This is a genomic window from Streptomyces sp. AC558_RSS880, from assembly GCF_019049255.1.
GTDB lineage: Bacteria > Actinomycetota > Actinomycetes > Streptomycetales > Streptomycetaceae > Streptomyces.
Genome location: NZ_JAGMUJ010000059.1, coordinates 37,010 through 53,850, shown reverse-complemented (window position 1 = coordinate 53,850; position 16,841 = coordinate 37,010). Strand labels below are relative to the sequence as shown.

14 protein-coding genes are annotated in these 16,841 nt (G+C 70.7%); 6 read left to right on the top strand and 8 right to left on the bottom strand.

The window, feature by feature from the left end:
• The first annotated feature begins 8 nt into the window (after positions 1 to 8).
• The 3 genes from KUM38_RS20435 to KUM38_RS20425 all read left to right on the top strand — a co-directional run bounded on the left by KUM38_RS20435 (position 9) and on the right by KUM38_RS20425 (position 3,344).
• Positions 9 to 1,667 carry an N-6 DNA methylase gene (locus KUM38_RS20435; protein WP_217130848.1) on the top strand — a complete coding sequence of 553 codons (1,659 nt, stop codon included), beginning with the start codon at positions 9 to 11 and terminating at the stop codon, positions 1,665 to 1,667.
• Positions 1,668 to 1,776: 109 nt separating this feature from the next.
• Positions 1,777 to 2,175 (top strand): EVE domain-containing protein, encoded by a 399-nt coding sequence (locus KUM38_RS20430; protein WP_217130847.1) that lies wholly within the window; start codon positions 1,777 to 1,779, stop codon positions 2,173 to 2,175.
• 137 nt (positions 2,176 to 2,312) lie between these two features.
• Positions 2,313 to 3,344 (top strand): alpha/beta hydrolase family protein, encoded by a 1,032-nt coding sequence (locus tag KUM38_RS20425; protein ID WP_217130846.1) that lies wholly within the window; start codon positions 2,313 to 2,315, stop codon positions 3,342 to 3,344.
• Between the two features lie 166 nt (positions 3,345 to 3,510).
• Here the strand turns inward: KUM38_RS20425 and KUM38_RS20420 are convergent, their stop codons facing one another.
• The 4 genes from KUM38_RS20420 to KUM38_RS20405 form a co-directional block, all read right to left on the bottom strand.
• On the bottom strand, positions 3,511 to 4,188 hold the full coding sequence (locus KUM38_RS20420; RefSeq protein ID WP_217130845.1) for a hypothetical protein: 678 nt from the start codon (positions 4,186 to 4,188) through the stop codon (positions 3,511 to 3,513).
• Entirely contained in the window at positions 4,185 to 4,607 is a 423-nt protein-coding gene (locus KUM38_RS20415; protein WP_217130844.1) for a hypothetical protein, read from the bottom strand. Before KUM38_RS20415 ends, KUM38_RS20420 begins: the two co-directional genes overlap by 4 nt.
• Positions 4,608 to 4,635: 28 nt before the next feature.
• Complete coding sequence (locus KUM38_RS20410; RefSeq protein WP_217130843.1) at positions 4,636 to 7,098, bottom strand: glycoside hydrolase domain-containing protein; 2,463 nt, start codon at positions 7,096 to 7,098, stop codon at positions 4,636 to 4,638.
• A 353-nt stretch (positions 7,099 to 7,451) separates the two neighbouring features.
• A complete protein-coding gene (locus tag KUM38_RS20405) occupies positions 7,452 to 8,015 on the bottom strand; it encodes a hypothetical protein (protein ID WP_217130842.1) in 564 nt (187 codons plus the stop codon).
• Between the two features lie 767 nt (positions 8,016 to 8,782).
• Here KUM38_RS20405 and KUM38_RS20400 point away from each other — a divergent pair.
• Together KUM38_RS20400 and KUM38_RS20395 are read left to right on the top strand one after the other, a co-directional pair.
• On the top strand, positions 8,783 to 9,244 hold the full coding sequence (locus KUM38_RS20400; protein ID WP_308409000.1) for a hypothetical protein: 462 nt from the start codon (positions 8,783 to 8,785) through the stop codon (positions 9,242 to 9,244).
• On the top strand, positions 9,241 to 9,651 hold the full coding sequence (locus KUM38_RS20395; RefSeq protein WP_217130840.1) for a hypothetical protein: 411 nt from the start codon (positions 9,241 to 9,243) through the stop codon (positions 9,649 to 9,651). Before KUM38_RS20400 ends, KUM38_RS20395 begins: the two co-directional genes overlap by 4 nt.
• A 348-nt stretch (positions 9,652 to 9,999) precedes the next feature.
• Here the strand turns inward: KUM38_RS20395 and KUM38_RS20390 are convergent, their stop codons facing one another.
• A complete protein-coding gene (locus KUM38_RS20390) occupies positions 10,000 to 10,350 on the bottom strand; it encodes a DoxX family protein (protein WP_217130839.1) in 351 nt (116 codons plus the stop codon).
• 116 nt (positions 10,351 to 10,466) lie between these two features.
• Between KUM38_RS20390 and KUM38_RS20385 the strand changes: the two genes are divergently transcribed.
• Positions 10,467 to 11,375 (top strand): LysR family transcriptional regulator, encoded by a 909-nt coding sequence (locus KUM38_RS20385; protein ID WP_217130838.1) that lies wholly within the window; start codon positions 10,467 to 10,469, stop codon positions 11,373 to 11,375.
• Positions 11,376 to 11,587: 212 nt separating this feature from the next.
• On the opposite strand, the gene KUM38_RS20380 is transcribed toward KUM38_RS20385, so the two are convergent.
• Genes KUM38_RS20380 through KUM38_RS20370 form a run of 3 tightly spaced genes read right to left on the bottom strand, consistent with a single transcriptional unit; the run spans position 11,588 to position 16,800 of the window.
• The gene (locus KUM38_RS20380; protein ID WP_217130837.1) at positions 11,588 to 13,717 is read right to left on the bottom strand and encodes a UvrD-helicase domain-containing protein; all 2,130 of its coding nucleotides are present in this window, start codon (positions 13,715 to 13,717) and stop codon (positions 11,588 to 11,590) included.
• A gap of 39 nt (positions 13,718 to 13,756) precedes the next feature.
• Positions 13,757 to 14,968 (bottom strand): McrC family protein, encoded by a 1,212-nt coding sequence (locus tag KUM38_RS20375; RefSeq protein ID WP_217130836.1) that lies wholly within the window; start codon positions 14,966 to 14,968, stop codon positions 13,757 to 13,759.
• A complete protein-coding gene (locus tag KUM38_RS20370) occupies positions 14,965 to 16,800 on the bottom strand; it encodes a DUF4357 domain-containing protein (RefSeq protein WP_217130835.1) in 1,836 nt (611 codons plus the stop codon). The genes KUM38_RS20375 and KUM38_RS20370 overlap by 4 nt, the downstream gene beginning before the upstream one ends.
• Positions 16,801 to 16,841 lie beyond the last annotated feature (41 nt).

The following is a 16,841-nucleotide window of genomic DNA, read 5'->3' as shown; positions in this document are numbered from 1 at the left end:
TAGCCGGTATGCCACAGACCCCGGCCACGCCGACGAACCCGTTGGTCACCGGCTCCGAGATCGCCCGTATCGCGGGTGTCACCCGCGCCGCCGTGTCGAACTGGCGACGGCGGTACGACGACTTCCCGGCGCCGGTCGGCGGCGGCGCCAACAGCCCCCTCTTCGACCTGGCCGAGGTCCAGGCCTGGCTGGACAAGCAGAGCAAGGGACAGGACGTCACCGACGAGGTCCAGCTGTGGCAGGTGCTGCGGGGTGCCTACGGCGACGACATCCTCGGCGGGCTCGCGGACATCGCGCACGTCCTCGCCGCCCCCGGGGAGGAGGCGCCGGCCGCGTTGCCCGAGCAGGGGGTCCGGCTCGCCCGCCGGATGGCCGGCAGCGGCTCCGCCGCGGACGTGGTGAACGGCCTCGCCGAGCGCTTCACGGAGTCCGTGCGGCGAGCGGGCTCGGACCAGGTGACCTCGCCCCGGGTGGTCCGGGCCGTCCGGCACTTCGCGGGCGACGTGGCCGCCGACGCCGTACTCTTCGATCCCGCCTGCGGAATCGGTACTCTCCTGCTCGCCGTCGGCGCCGGACAGGGCGCCAGGCGGTGCGGCCAGGAAGCGGACGCCCGCAGCGCACGCCTCGCACAGTCGCGGGCCGACCTCGCGGGACTTCCCCGTACCGAGATCAAGCAGGGTGACTCCCTGCGCGCGGACCAGTGGTCCGGCCTCAAGGCCGACCTCGTCGTCTGCGATCCGCCGGTCAGCGACACCGACTGGGGCCGGGAGGACCTCCTCCTCGACCCCCGCTGGGAGCTCGGCACCCCCTCCCGCGCGGAGGGCGAACTCGCCTGGCTCCAGCACGCCTACGCGCACACCGCGCCCGGTGGCCGTGTCGTCATGGTCATGCCCGCCTCGGTGGCCTACCGCAAGGCCGGCCGCCGCATCCGCGCCGAGCTCGTCCGCCGGGGCATCCTCACCCAGGTCACCGCGCTGGCCCCGGGCACGGCCGCCGCACACTCCCTCCCCGTGCACCTGTGGCACCTGCGGCGCCCGACGTCGCCGGACGACGCGGCCACCGCCGTACGCATGGTCGACCTCACGTCCAACGACCCGGACGACCCCCTGGAGCCGCGGCCCCAGCAGATCACCGAGGTCCCCCAGATCGATCTGCTCGACGACCTGGTCGACCTCACCCCGAGCCGTCACGTCGAGGAGTCGCACCGCGACTACGTGACGGAGTACGACACCTTGCGCCAGGAGCTGACCGAACAGGTGCGGCGCCTGGCCGAACTGCTCCCCGCCCTGGTCGCCGGCGAGGGCACCGGCGCCCTGGACGGCCCCAGTGTCAGCGTCGCCGACCTGATCAGGGCCGGGCTGGTCGAGTACGCGGACCCGGAACCGGTCTCGGTCAGCGACCAGCTCGACACGGACTTCCTCCAGGGCTTCCTGCACAGCGCCGCCAACAGCCGCCGTTCCACCACCGCCAGCGGCACCTTCCGCCTCGACAGCAAGGGCGCCCGCATCCCGCAGATGGACATCACCGCACAGCGCGGCTACGGGACCGCCTTCCACGCGCTGCGCGAGTTCGAGGAGCGGGCCCGGCGGGTGGCGGAACTCAGCCGGCAGATCGCGGCACTGGCGCGGGACGGGCTCAGCAACGGGGCACTGAAACCCGGCACCTGACACCTTCGTGTCGAAAACGTGTACGCGCATCCCTCGGGTGTCTGGCACCATGAGTCGCTGCACCGATGCGTCTTCACGCGGGCCGAGCGTCCTGACCGAAGGGGATTCCATGGCGGACTGGATCTACATCCTCGATCCGCGAAAGGACACGCTGGACGGGGAGCCGTCCGACAGGGAGACGATGCTCCAACTCGCCGAAGAGGAACCGGAACTGGAGCTCTGGCTCAGCCGCCGCAACCGGATGGAGCCGGGCGACCGCCTCTGGTTCTACTTCGCGCGGCCCGAGGCGGCGGTCGCCGCGGTGGCCGAGGTCGACGAGGAGCCCCGCCCGGACGACGAGGACCCCGACGTCCCCTTCCTGGTCCCGGTGACCTTGCTGACCGAGGCGACGAAGGCCCTGTACCGCGACCCGGTGAGCCGCGGGGAACTGGGCCTGGGCCAGGTGAGATCGGTACAGAAGGTGAAGCCGGAGGCCCTGCCGGTGCTGCTGGCACGGGCGGGACTGTAGGCGGCGCGGCGGCGCCCCTCAGGGGAGCCGGGTGACGGTACGGCCGCCCGGACGCATCGTCGTGACCGTCCGTGGGAAGGGCAGTTCCGACGCGCTCGTGCGTCCAGCCCGGTCGAACCGCACCCCAGGGAGCCGCCTTGTCAGCGACCACGACCGCCCTCCTGACCCTCCGCTCCAGAGCCCTGCTCGTCCTCGCCACGGTCCTCCTCACCCTCGCGCCCACCGCACCGGCACACGCCGTCACGGGGCAGGGGGCCGAGGCCCCGTCCCGTTCGCCGCATGCGCGCGGCGCCGAGGTCGTCGCCGTCACCCAAGTCGCCGACCGGCAGGTCGACCTGTCGGTGAGGTCGGCGGCCCTGGGCGGCCGTACGGTCGAGGTCCGCCTCCTCACCCCCGACGGCTGGAACCCCGGCGACCGACGCCGGCACTGGCCGACCCTGTGGCTCCTGCACGGTTGCTGCGGCGACTACACCTCGTGGACCGCCATGACCGACGTCGCGGAGACGGACAGCCTGCGCGACGTCCTGGTCGTCATGCCGGAGGCCGGCTGGAACGGCTGGTACAGCGACTGGTGGAACCACGGCGAGGGCGGCGACCCGGCGTGGGAGACCTTCCACACGGCCGAGCTGCGCCACCTCCTCGAACGCGACTGGGGCGCCGGCCGCAACCGCGTCGTCGCCGGACTGTCGATGGGAGGCCAGGGCGCCCTGCTGTACGCCGCCCGGCACCCCGGCATGTTCAGGGCGACCGCCGCGTACTCCGGCTCGGCCCACCCCCTCCTCGACGACGAGTCGGTCGACCGCATCATGGGATTCTTCGCCGGTCAGGGCGGCGACCCGCTGCGCGTCTGGGGCGACCCGGTCGCGCAACGCCGCATATGGCAGGCTCACGACCCCTTCCACCTGGCCGAACGACTCAAGTCGATCCCCGTGTACCTGTCCTGCGGCGACGGCACCACCGGCCCCCTGGACCCGCCGGGCGGCACCAGCGCCCTCGAGGCCGACTTCAACCGCCAGAACCACGCCCTGGCCGCCGAGCTGGAACGCGTGGGCGCCAAGCACCTGACCACCCACTTCTACGGCCCGGGCACCCACGCCTGGGCGTACTGGGAACGCGAGTTGCACGCCTCGCTGCCGATGCTGCTGGGCGCCCTCGGCCTGAGGGGGTGACGCCCGGGTCCGGGGGACGGCCGGGGCAGCGACTTCGGCCCCTCGTCCGGCCTCCCCCCCTCGGGGAACCGCTTCCCCGGCGCGGGAGCCCCGCACTTCGGTCATGCTCCGCGCTGCCGCCACAGGATCTCCGGCCCGGGCCTCCGGGCCGGAGATCGCGCGGACCCTACGAGGCGTCCCTCCGGCCGAAGGCCTTGACGGCCGCCCGGCGTTCCGGAGCGAACGCGTCGACCGTCCCCGCTCCCAGGCCCGGTACGTCCCTCCAGGACCGGAGCTTGCGAGCCACGCCCCGCACCTTCGGGTGGGCCGGACCGAGAGCGATCTCGAAGTGCGACTCCTGGGGCGTGGTGAAGTCACCGCCCCAGACGACGGCACCGTCCAGCTCGGCCAGGATGTCCCGCACCACCACCAGCTCCTGCGGGTACAGACCACCGCGTACCCCCAGCGGGTAGGCGTGCGGCCGGATCGCCATCGCCGTGCCGGACAGGTAGTTCGACTCGTGGGGTTGACGCACCTCGCGGGACGTGGTGTGGCCCGTCACGTCCTTCTCGCGCAGTTGGTCGATCTCGTAGTGGAAACGCCGGGCGACGTGCAACAGGAGCGTCGCGGCGTCGCCGTCGGCCAGGCGTACGGTCAGGCCGCTGCCCTCGATGGTGTGGGACGCGGCCTCGTCGAGGATCTTCCAGCCGTTGGCCGAGCGGCTGCCGCGCCAGGCGGTTGCCGCCCGGTCCGTCCGGGCCGGGGCGGCGGCCGCGGCCGGGGCCGTGTCCAGGAGGCCGAGGGCGGCGGCCCCGGCCAGGCTCCCGGTGGCACCGAGCACACGGCGTCTGCTCAAAGCGGTCATGAAGTGCCCTTCCTGTTGGTACGGAGTCGGATGACGGTCAGGCCCACGGCACAGGCCAGGCAGAGCAGCGCCAGGACCGGGAGCACGACCAGGACCGGGTTCACCCAAGCCGGGACCAGGTCGTACCCCGCATGACACTTGTCGTGCAGCGGGAACCACCGCGTGTACTCCTCGAAGTTCGCCCTGCGGTACGCCCGGTCGTAGGTCTGGCCCGCCTTGTGGCACGCCTCCTCCGGGTCCAGTGACGCCCCGGCGAGGGAGCCGATGAGGTAGCTGACACCGGCTCCCAGCAGGAGGAGCACCGCGCTCCAGGTGAACCACGCGGGACTGCGCCGCCACGTGCCGGAGAGCAGCGGGCGGCTCCAGAACCACAGGCAGACCAGGAGGGGCAGGAGAATCGGGATGAGAATGAGGGCCATGGGCTGAACTCTGCAGGTTCTTCCTGACCTACCGGGCCGCGGCCCGCTGCGCGGCCTGCTTGCGGTAGACGGCCAGGTTCTCCTTGTACTTGGCGGCCAGGCTGTTCTCCAGGCCGATGAGGGCGAGCTGACGGTCGGAGAAGCCCTGACAGAACTGGGCCAGCTTCTCCGTGTTGCCGGGAATGAGGACGTAGTCCGCCGGCAGGGCGACGCCCGCGCCCGTGATGAGCGCGAGCCGGGCCGCGTCGACGGTGACGTCGGACGGGCCGGCGAGGATGTCCCAGCAACTCGCCCGCGCGTTGGTGGCGTTCTCCCACCGCCGGTCGAAGTGGCTGCGGAAGCGGGTCAGAGCGCCCCCGTTGTTGTAGTGCGCCTTCATCCAGTCGACGACGTTCCCGCCCCCGGCGACGTGCTTGGCCAGCAGGTACCCGTCGACGTCCTCCAGCATGTCCGTGTAGCCGAAGCTGGAGACGGTGCCGGGGATGGCCAGCTTGGCCTGGCAGAACGTGAGCGGCGAGGCGTACTCGTCCACCGAGTTCCGCCAGTCCGCCCAGAACGTCATGATGTCCCCGCCCCAGCCGGCGATGTCGCCACCGGTGGACTCCTTCTTGTCGGAGGGGTCGGAGTTCTCCAGGAAGCCGTTGGCCGTGGCCATCAGGTGGGTGGCGTCGAGCTGGTAGCCCGTGACGGTGTCGGTGAAGGAGTCCTCGACCGACATCCCGCGGCTGTCGCAGTACCCGACGAAGTCCTCGTCGTAGCTGTTCGCCAGCCACCACCACTTCAGGCCCCGGTACTTCTCGTGACGGATGTACTCCATCACCAGTCGGCTGGCGTTGGTGCCGACGTTGTTCGACGCCTTGTACGCGACGGCGTGATCGTAGAGACGCTGCACGTAGGCGATGTACGTGTCGGCGGGGCCGCCCGTGTTGTTCACCGAGCGGACGCCGGGCTCGCCGTTGCGCCGCCAGACGTCCCGGTCCAGGTCGAAGGTGTCCGAGCCGTTGGTGACCTGGAACTCCTTGATCTGGTTGATCGCCCAGTTGGCGGGCAGGGGGTAGCCGAGGTTCCCGGAGAAGCCCCAGGACATGCCGGAGACGAAGGAGAAGCGCGCACCGGTCTTGGCGGTGACGTTGATGCAGACGTTGCGGGAACCGTAGACGCCGTGGAAGTACTTCTTGCCCCGGCTGGCGAGGCCGGCCACCACACCGTTGAAGTAGGCGACGATGCCCTCCGGCTGACCGTCGATCTCCCACTGCTGGGCGTCGTAGTCGACCGCGAAGTAGATCGTCGTGCCGCGGTTGAAGCCGTACCCGCTTGCCAGGTCGTGCGCGTTCAGGGCGTGCTGGAAGCCCTGGCTGTAGGTGAAGTCCGCGAGCCGGCGCGCGTTGTCCTGATAGATCGGGAAGACGCGCAGACCGGCGTCGAAGATGGTCTGCAGCTCGCCGGGTTTGATCTCCTTGTCGAGGGTGGACCCCGGCGGATCGTAGAGGTAGCGGCCGACCAGGCGGTAGTCGTTGTCGTACAGCCAGCGGGCACGGGAGGCGGTGATCTCGAATCTCGTGTCCGAACCGGTCGCCGCACGGTCCGCGTTGCCCATGGACACCAGCAACTGGGACCAGGTGTCGTACTCACCCACGCCGTAGTTGGCGTCTCCCGACTCGTACAGCTGGGAGAACTTCTGGAAGACCTGGACGAACTCCTTGGTCTTCGCGTCGAAGGTGCTCTTGAACGTCGTCCGGACCTCCGAGTCGTCCAGGCCGCGCAGGATCACCGGCTCGTTGAAGACGCAGGCCGCGGTGAACAGCTGCACGAAGATGCCCGAGTCGCCCTCCCGCACGGGATGGCTGCGCAGACCGGCCTGGGTGCCGGGGCCGAAATTGCCGTTGGGGCTGAGCCCCAGTTCGTACTGGATGGCGATCACCAGGGACTTCTGCACGTCCCGGGAGTAAATGCCGTCGCACGGGCCGATCGAGTAGGCGTCCCGCTGCCAGTAGCGGTTGTTGAGCCACTGCTGGATGGCCCGGATCTTCTCCGTTCCGCCGGCGACGACGACGTATGCGTCCATGTTGAGGATGCACTTGAAGATCTTCGGAGTGGTGACGCCGCCGGACGTCCCTGTTCCGCCGTCGGGCAGGCCCATGTCGACCAGGAGGGCCTTCACCGCCTCCGTGGTCACGGCCCCGTACTCGCCGTATCCATTGGCTCCCCAGTAGCCCTTGCAGAACAGGCCGTGCTGGAGGATGCGGACGATGTTGGCGTTCTTGTTCCAGCCGAAGCCGATGTCGCCGAGCGCCTGGAGCCTGGAGAGGGTGGTCGGGCCGAAACTCGCCACCACGGGACTGATGCCCAACTCGTGCTGGAGCCCCATGGTCAGCGCGTACATCGTGGACCAGCCGGTGCGCCCGTCCTCGGGGCACCTGACGTATCCGGCGACAGATCCGTAGGTGGCATTCACCCATTGCTGCGCCTCAAGAACCTTGGCGTCGGCCAAGTCCGCCACTCCTTCTGTGATGAGAGCCGCAGCGATGGCGGCTGTTTCGAAGTCAAGTCGGGCATGAAAAAGCGCGCCCGTGTCGTCAGCGGTTGCCCGGACGGGACATGCTCGGGAATGCGGAATCCGGTGCCTGTGCGTCGGAAGGGGACGGCACGGTACGTGAGATAAACGGGCGGAATTCTTCACCGCGTGATTCTCGGGACGTCGGCGAGGACGGCCGGTTCATTCCTTGGAACGGCGGCGTGCCATTGTCCTGCCGGTACCGCGCACCATGCGCTTTCCGCGTCCATGTCCGCCGGACGTCACGAGCCCCGCCGCCGGAGCACGTCGTGCTCGAGTGCGGGCCACGATCAGTTGCAGCTCCCGACCGTCTGGGTACGGTCGACGAGAACGTTGCCGTTGGACGCCTCCATGTAGGAGTAGACCGTCCCGCAGTAGCCCCGCTTCTGGTAGACGGGGCCGGCGTAGGAGCCGAAGGCGCCGAAGTCCTCGGCGGGGGCGTCAGCGGTGTAATTGGACCGCAGACGCACACCCATGTACTTCGTGTAGCCGCTGTCGTTGAAGAACACGGCACAGATCGGCCTGTCGTAGTACCCGGCCCCGGACGTGCCGTTGGTCCATGTGTACGTGGTGCCGTAGCCGTCGTAGCGCCACGCTCCGGTGGAGATGGTGTAGCCGGATCCGCACACGTTCGCGGCGGCGACGGCAGCCGGCGCGTCGGCCTCGATGATCCGTCTCGTGTCGCTCGACGCCTTCTCGTCGACCTGAACGCCCTTGATGTCGACGGTCGCGAGCGTCGTGCTCGTCTGCTTCGTCCGTGCGGAGGTGTGCTCGGCCGCGGAGGAGGCGGGTGCGGCAGCCATGAGGCCCAGGGCGGCGGCAGCCGCAATGCCGATGCGTATCACTGTCTTCACTCGCGCTCCTTGTCAGGGATTCCCGCCGGGGTATTCGGCCCGCGTCACTGCGAAACGTGGTGCAAGGGTTTCGATGGAAGGCTCACGTCTTGAGAGGTGATGTCACCCGAGAACACTGCGGTCGCCATGACCATAGATCAATTGCAATGTCGGGGGAAGGGGCACGAGTCGAGAGGTCGGGCGACGGGGCGGCGTCGTCGCCGAGTGTTTTGCGGGACTTCCGGTTTTCTCTCTTTGTGAGTCCGTCGCGCGCTTTGCCGCCTTTCCCGTGTATTCAATCGGCTACTTCCGGCCAATCGTTCGTGCGGCCGTAGGCCGACCCCGCATCGTCCGGAGCTCTGGTCCGGGGGCGGAAAGCCAGGCGCTCGAACGGGCGTGGAGTCGTCACTGTCGCAGTGCACGCCCGCGGTATGCCGACGAGTTCCGGCCACACCGGACGAGGGGACGGCGCACGGAGGGCGCCGCCGCGGCGTGAGCGGAGAGCGAGGACCCCGCGCTGTGACCCTGCTCACCTCGACCGGAGGGGTCGCCGACGAGGAGGAACGCGGCGGGACTTGGTCTCCTCGGGGTCACTGCGTACACACGACCTTGCAGACCGGAGGCACGGGTTGGAGGCACGGGCTGGAGGTACGAGGCAGGGGCCTACGGGCGCCGGCGCGACTGGGGACCGGCTGAACCACGGCCCGAGTCGACGGGGCGTGTACATCAGGGACGTCCCGCGGGACTAGGGTCTACGTGACACGGGGCTCAGAGGGGGAGTGACGGGCGTGCTGTCGGGGCTGGGACTGTCCGCGGTCTGTGCCGCCGGCGCGCTCATCGCCGCGGTGGGGATCGTCGCGATGGCGTTCCACGGTCGGCCCCGGCCCCGGGCGGCGCATCTGCTGCGCCGCGCGGCGGGAACGGCCGCGGCCGTCCACTCCCCGGGGTTCCTCTCGGTTCTGATGTCGGAGCAGGCGTTCGGCGACGGCGCGGACTCGATCCCCGCCCCGGCCTGCCGCGACGGCTTCGACGCCGAGACGGAACAGGGCCTGTCCCACCACCGGTCCTCGTACCTGCCGCTCCGCTTCGACCGCGCCCGCCACGACGGCACCGTCTGCTCCGGTGACCCCGGCCATGTCCGGATGAACGGGGCGACCTTGTCCCTCGCCCTGGCCGCCGCCCTGCTCGTCATCGGCGCGGGCCACGCGTCCGAGTTCCGTGCCCGGAAGAAGACCGCGGTGATGTCATGACGCTGCTCCCGGTCTTCGTCGGGCTCGTGGTCGGCTGGGTCGCGCTGCGCGGGCTGCTGGCGCATCCGCTGCTGCCGTTGTGGGTGCGGACCGCGGTGTTCTGGTCGGTGCCGCTCGGCGCCGTCACCTGGTTCGTGATCATGACGGCGGACGACGCCTTCCTGTTCCCGGAGACCGCCCCCTGCCCCAGGGAGCCGATGCGCGAGGGCGTCCTCGGGGACGGGAAGGTCTCGGGAATCTCCACCCCGTTCCCGCCGCGCGCCTACTGCCGGTGGGAGGACGGCACCGTCTACGACCTCGCGCCCGGGGCCGAGTTCGTGTTCTGGGTCTTCTTCGCCATGACGGTCGTACCGCTCGCGGCGGGACTGTGGCACGCGCTGCGGGAACCGAAGTCACTTCTGCGCTGAGCGTGTCGGTCCGCGGGGGCGGTCAGCCCCGCCGCACGCGCCCGGGAGCGGGACATGAACCGAGTCGGTCGCCGCGCGACGGACCGGGCCCCCGGCCGCGCTCGGATGCCCCACGGACCGGGACGCGACACGGCCGCCGGATCCCCGGGCCAGGGCAACCGGGCCTCGATCTCGTCACCGGTCCCCGTCCGCGTCACTCCACCCCATCGGTCCGCACCGCACGGCTGTTCCCTGCCGGGGCCGATCACGTCGCCGTCGGCCGGACGCCACCGGTCGACGGCCTCCGCTGTCCTGACCTCGAAGGGAGTCGACCCCCGGGCCATGGCCCGTCGTGCGGCACTGCGGCGTTCACCGTGTGACGGCAAGGGCGAAGGACGCAGCGGCCAGAGCCAGATAACCGCCAGGAAAGGCGAAGTTGTAGTACACGCGAGCGCGGATGTGCGCGGCGACGGCGCCGAGGTAGAACAGGACGAGCCCGGTCGCGGCGGCGACGCCGATGACCGGGACACCCAGGAGCCCGAGGAGGAGACCGGCGGCCCCCGCGGCCTTGAGCACGGCGAGCCACGGGATCCAGGTCTGCGGGAGGCCGACCTCCGCCGAGTTGGCGAGGACGAACCTGGCCCCGAGGAAGTCCGCGGCGGCGATTCCGGCGTTGGCCAGGATCGTGACGACAGTGGTGATCGCGTAGGCGGTGAACATGTACCTCGTCCTTCGGTCGAGCGCGTAGTGAGTCCGGCGAACCCGGCACGCTCACCTCGCCAAGCCTCCTGGGGACCTTGAACGACGTCCAATACCTGCGCCCATAATCTGTGGGCATGGATGTGGACACTCGGTTGCTGCGCTCTTTCCTCGCCGTGGCGGAGGAGGGGACCCTCACCCACGCCGCGGAACGGCTGTTCGTGTCCCAGCCGGCGCTCACCAAACAGATCAAGCAACTGGAGACCCTGCTCGGAGTGCGGCTGTTCACGCGGTCCCGCACCGGCATGACCCTCACCGAACCGGGCCGGACCCTGACGGAGCGGGTACCGGCCCTGCTGGCCGACTGGGACCGGGCACTGCGGGAGACCAAGAACACCGCCGGCCGGGCGGCCCGCCTGCTGCGGGTCGGCTTCATGGCCAGTGCCGCCAACGAGACGACCCCGCGCATCGTCGCGGAGTTCACCCGGCGCCGGCCGGGCTGGCGGGTGGACATGCGGCAGGCCGCCTGGTCGAACCCGAGCGCCGGGCTCGCCGACGGGGACGTCGACGTGGCTCTGCTGCGGCTGCCCTTCCCCGGCCGGAGCGCTCTGCGGACGGCGGTACTGTTCACCGAGCCCCGCTGGGTCGCTCTTCCCGAGGGACATCCGCTCGCCGCTCGCGACACGATTCCCTTCCGGGACCTGTGGGACGAGCCGTTCGTGGCCGCTCCGCCCGAGACCGGCCGGTGGCGGGACCACTGGCTGGCCATCGACGAACGCGACGGCCACCCGGTCCGCATCGGCGCCGTCACCGACCAGCCGGACGACTGGCTCAGCGCCATCGCCAACGGCTACGGCATCGCCCTCGCCCCCGCGTCCGCCGCCCGCTTCTACGCCCGGCCCGGTATCACCTACCGTCCCGTCGGAGGCGTCAGCCCCAGCCAGGTCGGCGTCGCCTGGGCCCGCTCCGACGACGGCGACCCCGTCGTCCAGGACTTCGTCCACTGCTGCCTGGACGCGCTACGGCCGGAGGAGACCGCCACTTGATCACACGGCCGGTACCGACCGCGCCGCGTTCCGCTGCTGCCGGACGAGCCGTTGGACCCACCGCGCTCGCAGGCCCTGAACCCGGCCGTGCAGCGCCGCGTCGGCGGCCGGCTCCATTTCGGGACGGTCCGTCGGCGGCGGTCCGATGAGCGGTCGGTCAGGTGTATGCGGCTGCCGAGCGGGATCGATTGCACCGAAGACGGTACCGAGCCTCAGCGGAGCAGGAACGGACTCGCGGTCCCGCTCCACGACACCGCGAGCGCCTCCCGCGCCCTCGTGCACGCCACGAACAGCAGGCACCGCTCCCGCAGCAGATCCGACTCGTGCTGCAGGGCGTCCACGGAGGCCGGCGTCACCTCCCGGCCGAACGGCAGCGCTCCGGCGGTCACACCGAGCACGGCGACACACCGGAACTCCAGCCCTTTCATGGCGTGCATGGTGGCGAGCCGCACCCCGTCCACATCAGCGCCCGGATTGTCCCTGACCCGGACCACCGGCACCCCGGCCGCGGCGAGCTTGTCGTACGCCTTGTCGAGCAGGACGTTGAACCGGGCGCACACGCCGATCTCCGCGGGGCGGATGCCCTGCGCGACCCAGTCCTGAACACGCGCGACGAGCGCCGTGACCTCCTCCTGCTCCGACCCGTACCCCGCCGTGTGCGGTCTGCGTCCGTGCAGCAGCGAGCGGTAGCCGGCCAGCGTGTCGTGGCCGTCGCCGCCCAGGTCCTCCACCGTCACCGGGCCCAGCAGGCCGGTGGACCAGGTCAGGATCTCCTCCGTGCTGCGGTAGTTGAGCCGCAGCCGGTGGGTGCGCCCGGTCACCGCGATGCCCAGCGAACCGAGGGAGACCTTCGAGTCGTAGATGCGCTGGTGCGGGTCGCCCGTGATGAACAGGTCGTCGCTGCCGGGAGCCACCGCGCCCCGCAGCACCCGCCACTGCGCGGGGTGCAGGTCCTGCGCCTCGTCCACCACGACATGGTCGTGCGTGGGCGCCGAAGCGGTCAGCAGCTCGGCCGCCCGCGCGCACACCTTCAGGTGCGTGGTCTCCTTCCGGTCGCGCAGCATCGACTCGAACAGCTCGACGGCGGGCCACAGTTGTTCCCGCTTGCTCGGCGCCAGGGAGCTGCCCCGGCCGCGCCGGGAGGCGGCACGGTAGTCGTCCAGGGCGCGCAGGTCCTGGGCGAGGACGACGTGCCGGTACTCCTGGGCGAGGAACTGCTCGGTCCACGGCAGCCCGAGCTTCTTGACCACCCGCTGCCACAGCTGCCGCTCCTCGCGGTCGCCGACGGGCGAGGGGGCCTTGCCGTCGAGACGGGTCACGACGCCGTGCGCGTAGGCGTTGACCGTGGTCACGTCCACCCGCCCCAGCGACTCCTCGTCGCCGTCCAGGAGCAGCGACAGGTTTTCGCGCAGTGCCGCCGCCAGCGCGTTGGTGTACGTCGTGAGCAGGATCCGGGTGTCCGCGGAGCGCCCGAGCAGATGCTTGACGCGATGCAGGGCGGCGACCGTCTTCCCGGTACCGGGACCTCCGGTGACCTGCACCGGGCCGCCGTAGGACACCCGGTAGGCGACCCGTCGCTGCGAGGGGTGCAGGAAGACCCGCCAGGCCGCGAAGGGCTTCTCCAGGATGTCGGCGAGTTCCTCCGGGCCGGTGACCAGGGTGATCCGGCTGGTGGTGTTGGTGATCGCGGCCGCGAGGCTCTCGTCCGGATCGGGACCCGCGGCCACCGGCCGGCGCACGGCGACGACGTCCCGGTAGACCTCCTCGGGGCTGAACCCCTCGGCGAGGTACTGCAGCACCTCGAACTGGTCCTCCGGCAACAGGCTGCCGAACGCCTCCAGCTGGGGTTTGTCGATGACGGTCCGCACCGCGCGGAGCACCTGGTCGTCGAGGCCCAGCTCACGCAGCACGGTGTCCGAGTACCGCGCGAACAGCAATGAGGGCGCAGCCGCGGCGGCCTTCTCCAGCTGCGGCGTCAGCTGCTCGATGGCCACCACGTTGCGGACCTCGAGCGCCCGCGTCGCGGAGTTCGTGGTGTAGAGCCGCTTGGCGGCCCAGGTGTAGGCGTCGTCGTGCCGTACGACGTTGACGAGCAGGAACACATCGCTGCCGTCGTCGGGGGCGAGTACGACACCGCGCCAGAAGTCGTTGATCCGGATGGTCCGCATCCGCGGATCACGGGCCTTCTCGACGGACTCCAGATGCAGTCCCTTGTCCGCCTGCAGCTCCGGAACGGTGAGCTGCTGGAACTTCTGCATCGCCTTGCGCACGCCGGCCCGCACGGGCTTCTCCAGGAGGTCGTAGCTCTCCCAGAAACTGTTGGCGAACGCCAGCTGCGGCACGACGTGCTCTCCCCACCCCGGACGGTCACTGCGAGCTGATCATACGTGCGGTGTCCTCACCAGCCGGGCGGCCACCTCCGCGACGTCGGCGAGCAGCCCCGCCGGGTCCTGGTCGAGGTCCAGGGCGTGCTGGTGGAGGACGATGCCCGCGTGCCGCACCCGGTGGGCGGCGTGGTCCGCGTTGCCCTTCGCGTACACCAGGTGTCCCTCGTCCAGCCCGAGGGCCGTGCAGTAGGCGAGCATCTGGTACAGGTCGGCGTCCGGGTAACCGCCCGGTCTCTCCACCTTGTACTTGGCGTCGGCCACCGCGCACGGCGCGCGGTCGGGCCCGTGGAGGACGAGGTCCGGCTTCATGCGGATCGCCCGCGCCTCGTCCAGGTGAAGTGGGTCCTGGAACCGCGCGACGTACCCGGAACCGCGCAGCGCCTCCCGCAGGGCGACGGTCACGAAGTCCTCGAAGAGCTTGTTCATGTCGAACAGGAACCCCTCGACGCGCAGTCCGCCGGGCCCGTGCTCCGGGGAGGCGTCCTCCAGCACGGCCCGCGCCAGGCGCAGGGCGTGGTGGTACCGGGCGTTGAGCCGGCTCGGACGCCACTCGGGCAGGGGCCGGCCGCGCACGAGTACCGTGACGTCCGCCAGCCGCGCCCGCTGGTGCAGCAGCCTCCGGCGCACCTCGCGCGGAACCCCGGGCAGCCGCAGCAGTCGCTCGACGGCCGCCCGCAGGATCCGGTTCTCCGCGATGTCCGTCGTGAAGTCGTCGTACACCACCTCCACCGGCAGCGTCGCCCCGAACCGGCGCCGTATCTGCTCGGCCTCCCGGACCCGCCCCCGCACGACCGGCGAGGTCTCCTCCGTCACCCGGTACCCCTGCAACAGCCCCTGCCGCAGGGCCCGGTCCACCTGCCGCTCCACGGCGTGGGCGAGCGCGGGCAGCACCTCCCGGTGCTCGGCCACATCGACCTCACCCTCCCGCCAGGCGCCGGCGGGGTCGAGGCTGTAGCCGAGGAGGAAGAAGAGCCGGACGATCGGCACCTTGGGGGTGATACGGACCGTGAGCGGATCGCCGTGACCCGGCACCGTGACCGTGACGGCCCCGACCTTGCTCCCGGCCCGCAGCGACCAGCGCCCGGAGGAGTACGGATCCGGCGCGGCGTCCACGATCCGCAGGGCCGCGAGCGCCCGCCCCACGCCGTCCGGCAGGGCAACGCCGACCGCCGGCGCATGCTCGACGAGCTCGACGACCGACGTCACCCCAGCGACTCCCGCAACGCCGCCGGCCCGTACCGCTTCTCGACGTCCACGCCCTCGCCGTAGTGGTGCTCCTCCAGCAACGGCAGGATCTTCGTCCGCCAGGTCCGCTCCAGACCGCCGTCCCGGTACACGCCCTTCTTCATCAGGTACGAGGGCCCGATGCGGAAGTCCGGGTCGTCGATCCGCGCGTTGAGCGCGTCGAGCAGGTCCGCGGGCTCGGAATCCTTGCCCTCCCGCTCCAGCCACCGGCGCAGCAGGCCGCTCGTCGGCTCGGTGCGCGGCGACAGCTCGACGAACGCGAACCGCCGGCGCATCGCCGCGTCGACGAGGGCGATGGACCGGTCGGCGGTGTTCATCGTGCCGATCACGAACAGGTTCGGCGGCAGCGCGAAGTCGTCCCCGGAGTACGTCAGCCGCACCGACTTGTTGCGGTACTCCAGCAGGAAGTACAGCTCACCGAAGACCTTCGCGAGGTTGGCCCGGTTGATCTCGTCGATGATCAGGAAGTGCGGGATGTGCCGGTTGCCCTCGCGGGACGCCAGATCGGCGAGTTCGCGCAGCGGCCCGGCGGTGAGCCGGAACGCCACCTCCCGGGTCTCCGGGTCCTCCTGCGGCCGGAACCCCTCGAAGAAGTCCTCGTAGGAATAGGAGGGGTGGAACTGCACGAGCTTCACCTGCTCCGGACCGCCGCCCAGGAACTCGGCGAGCTTGAGGGCGAGGTAGGTCTTGCCGGTGCCGGGCGGACCGTAGAACACGAGCTGCCGCTCGTCCCAGAGCAGGTCGCGCACCTCTTCCAGCCACGCCGTGTCGTGCACGAGCAGGTCGGCGGCCAGTTCCTCCGTCGGCCGGGGCAGTTCCAGCTCGCGGCGGGCCGTGAGAGCGGGGATCTCCACACTGGGGTCACGGTCGGTGGCCTCGGCCTCGTCGATCAGGTCCTGATCGCTCAGACCTAGTCCGTCGATGAGGTCCTTGGCCACGGTGAGGTCGACCACGTCGTGCTGAGCGGAGAGACGCTGCTGCAGCTCCTCCGGCAACTCGTCATAGGGATGCCCCTGTCCCGCCCAGTCCACGGGTCGGCGCAGATGGGACCGGCCGTCCTCGGAGTCGACCTGCTCGGCGGGGCCCGAGACCTCACCGACGTAGAGCCGCCCGCCGGAGATCGTGCACATCGTGTCGCCGGGCCGCATCCGGGAGAGGAACGCGTGCATGTCCTCGACGAGCTGCAGTTTCTGGTTGTACGTGGCGGTGGAGGTGTAGTCCTCGTCGACGGCCGTGCGCAGGCGGTCCTTGCTGATGCCCTGCTCGACGCCCTTGCGCAGGTGGCGGGCCGAGAGGGAGACCAGCCCTTCGGACAGCCACAGCCGCTGCACGAGATCGAGACCGGAGACGTTCGACCCCCGCACCAGCCAGGCCCGGTTGCGTCCCCACCAGACCTGGTCGAGATAGTCGGCGAGCGGATGCCCGTCGGCCGACTTCCACTCCGCCCACCCGTTGGCGCTGCGCCCGACCAGGATCTCGGCGGCGGCCGACGGCGAGTTGCACTCGATGTCCCGCGTCGTCTCCAGCCAGCCGGGCCAGGTGGCGGACTCGACCAGTGCGCCCTCGTCGATCAGGCGTCGCCGCAGCCGGTACGACGACGGCATGCGGTGCGGGAACGAGGGCACGACCTCCGCACGGCCGGGCGACCCGGCCAGGACGACGAACTTCTGACTGCCGTTGGTGCCCTTGTCCGTGAGCAGCCGCCCCCGGGCCTCGGGTCCGTCGCCGGGCAGCCGCAGCCGGAACTCCGGATACTGCGTCGTGCCGGCAGGGACCTCGTACTCCTCGCTCACATCCACTCCTCGTCTTCCTCGTCTGCGGAGAGCCTGGCCCG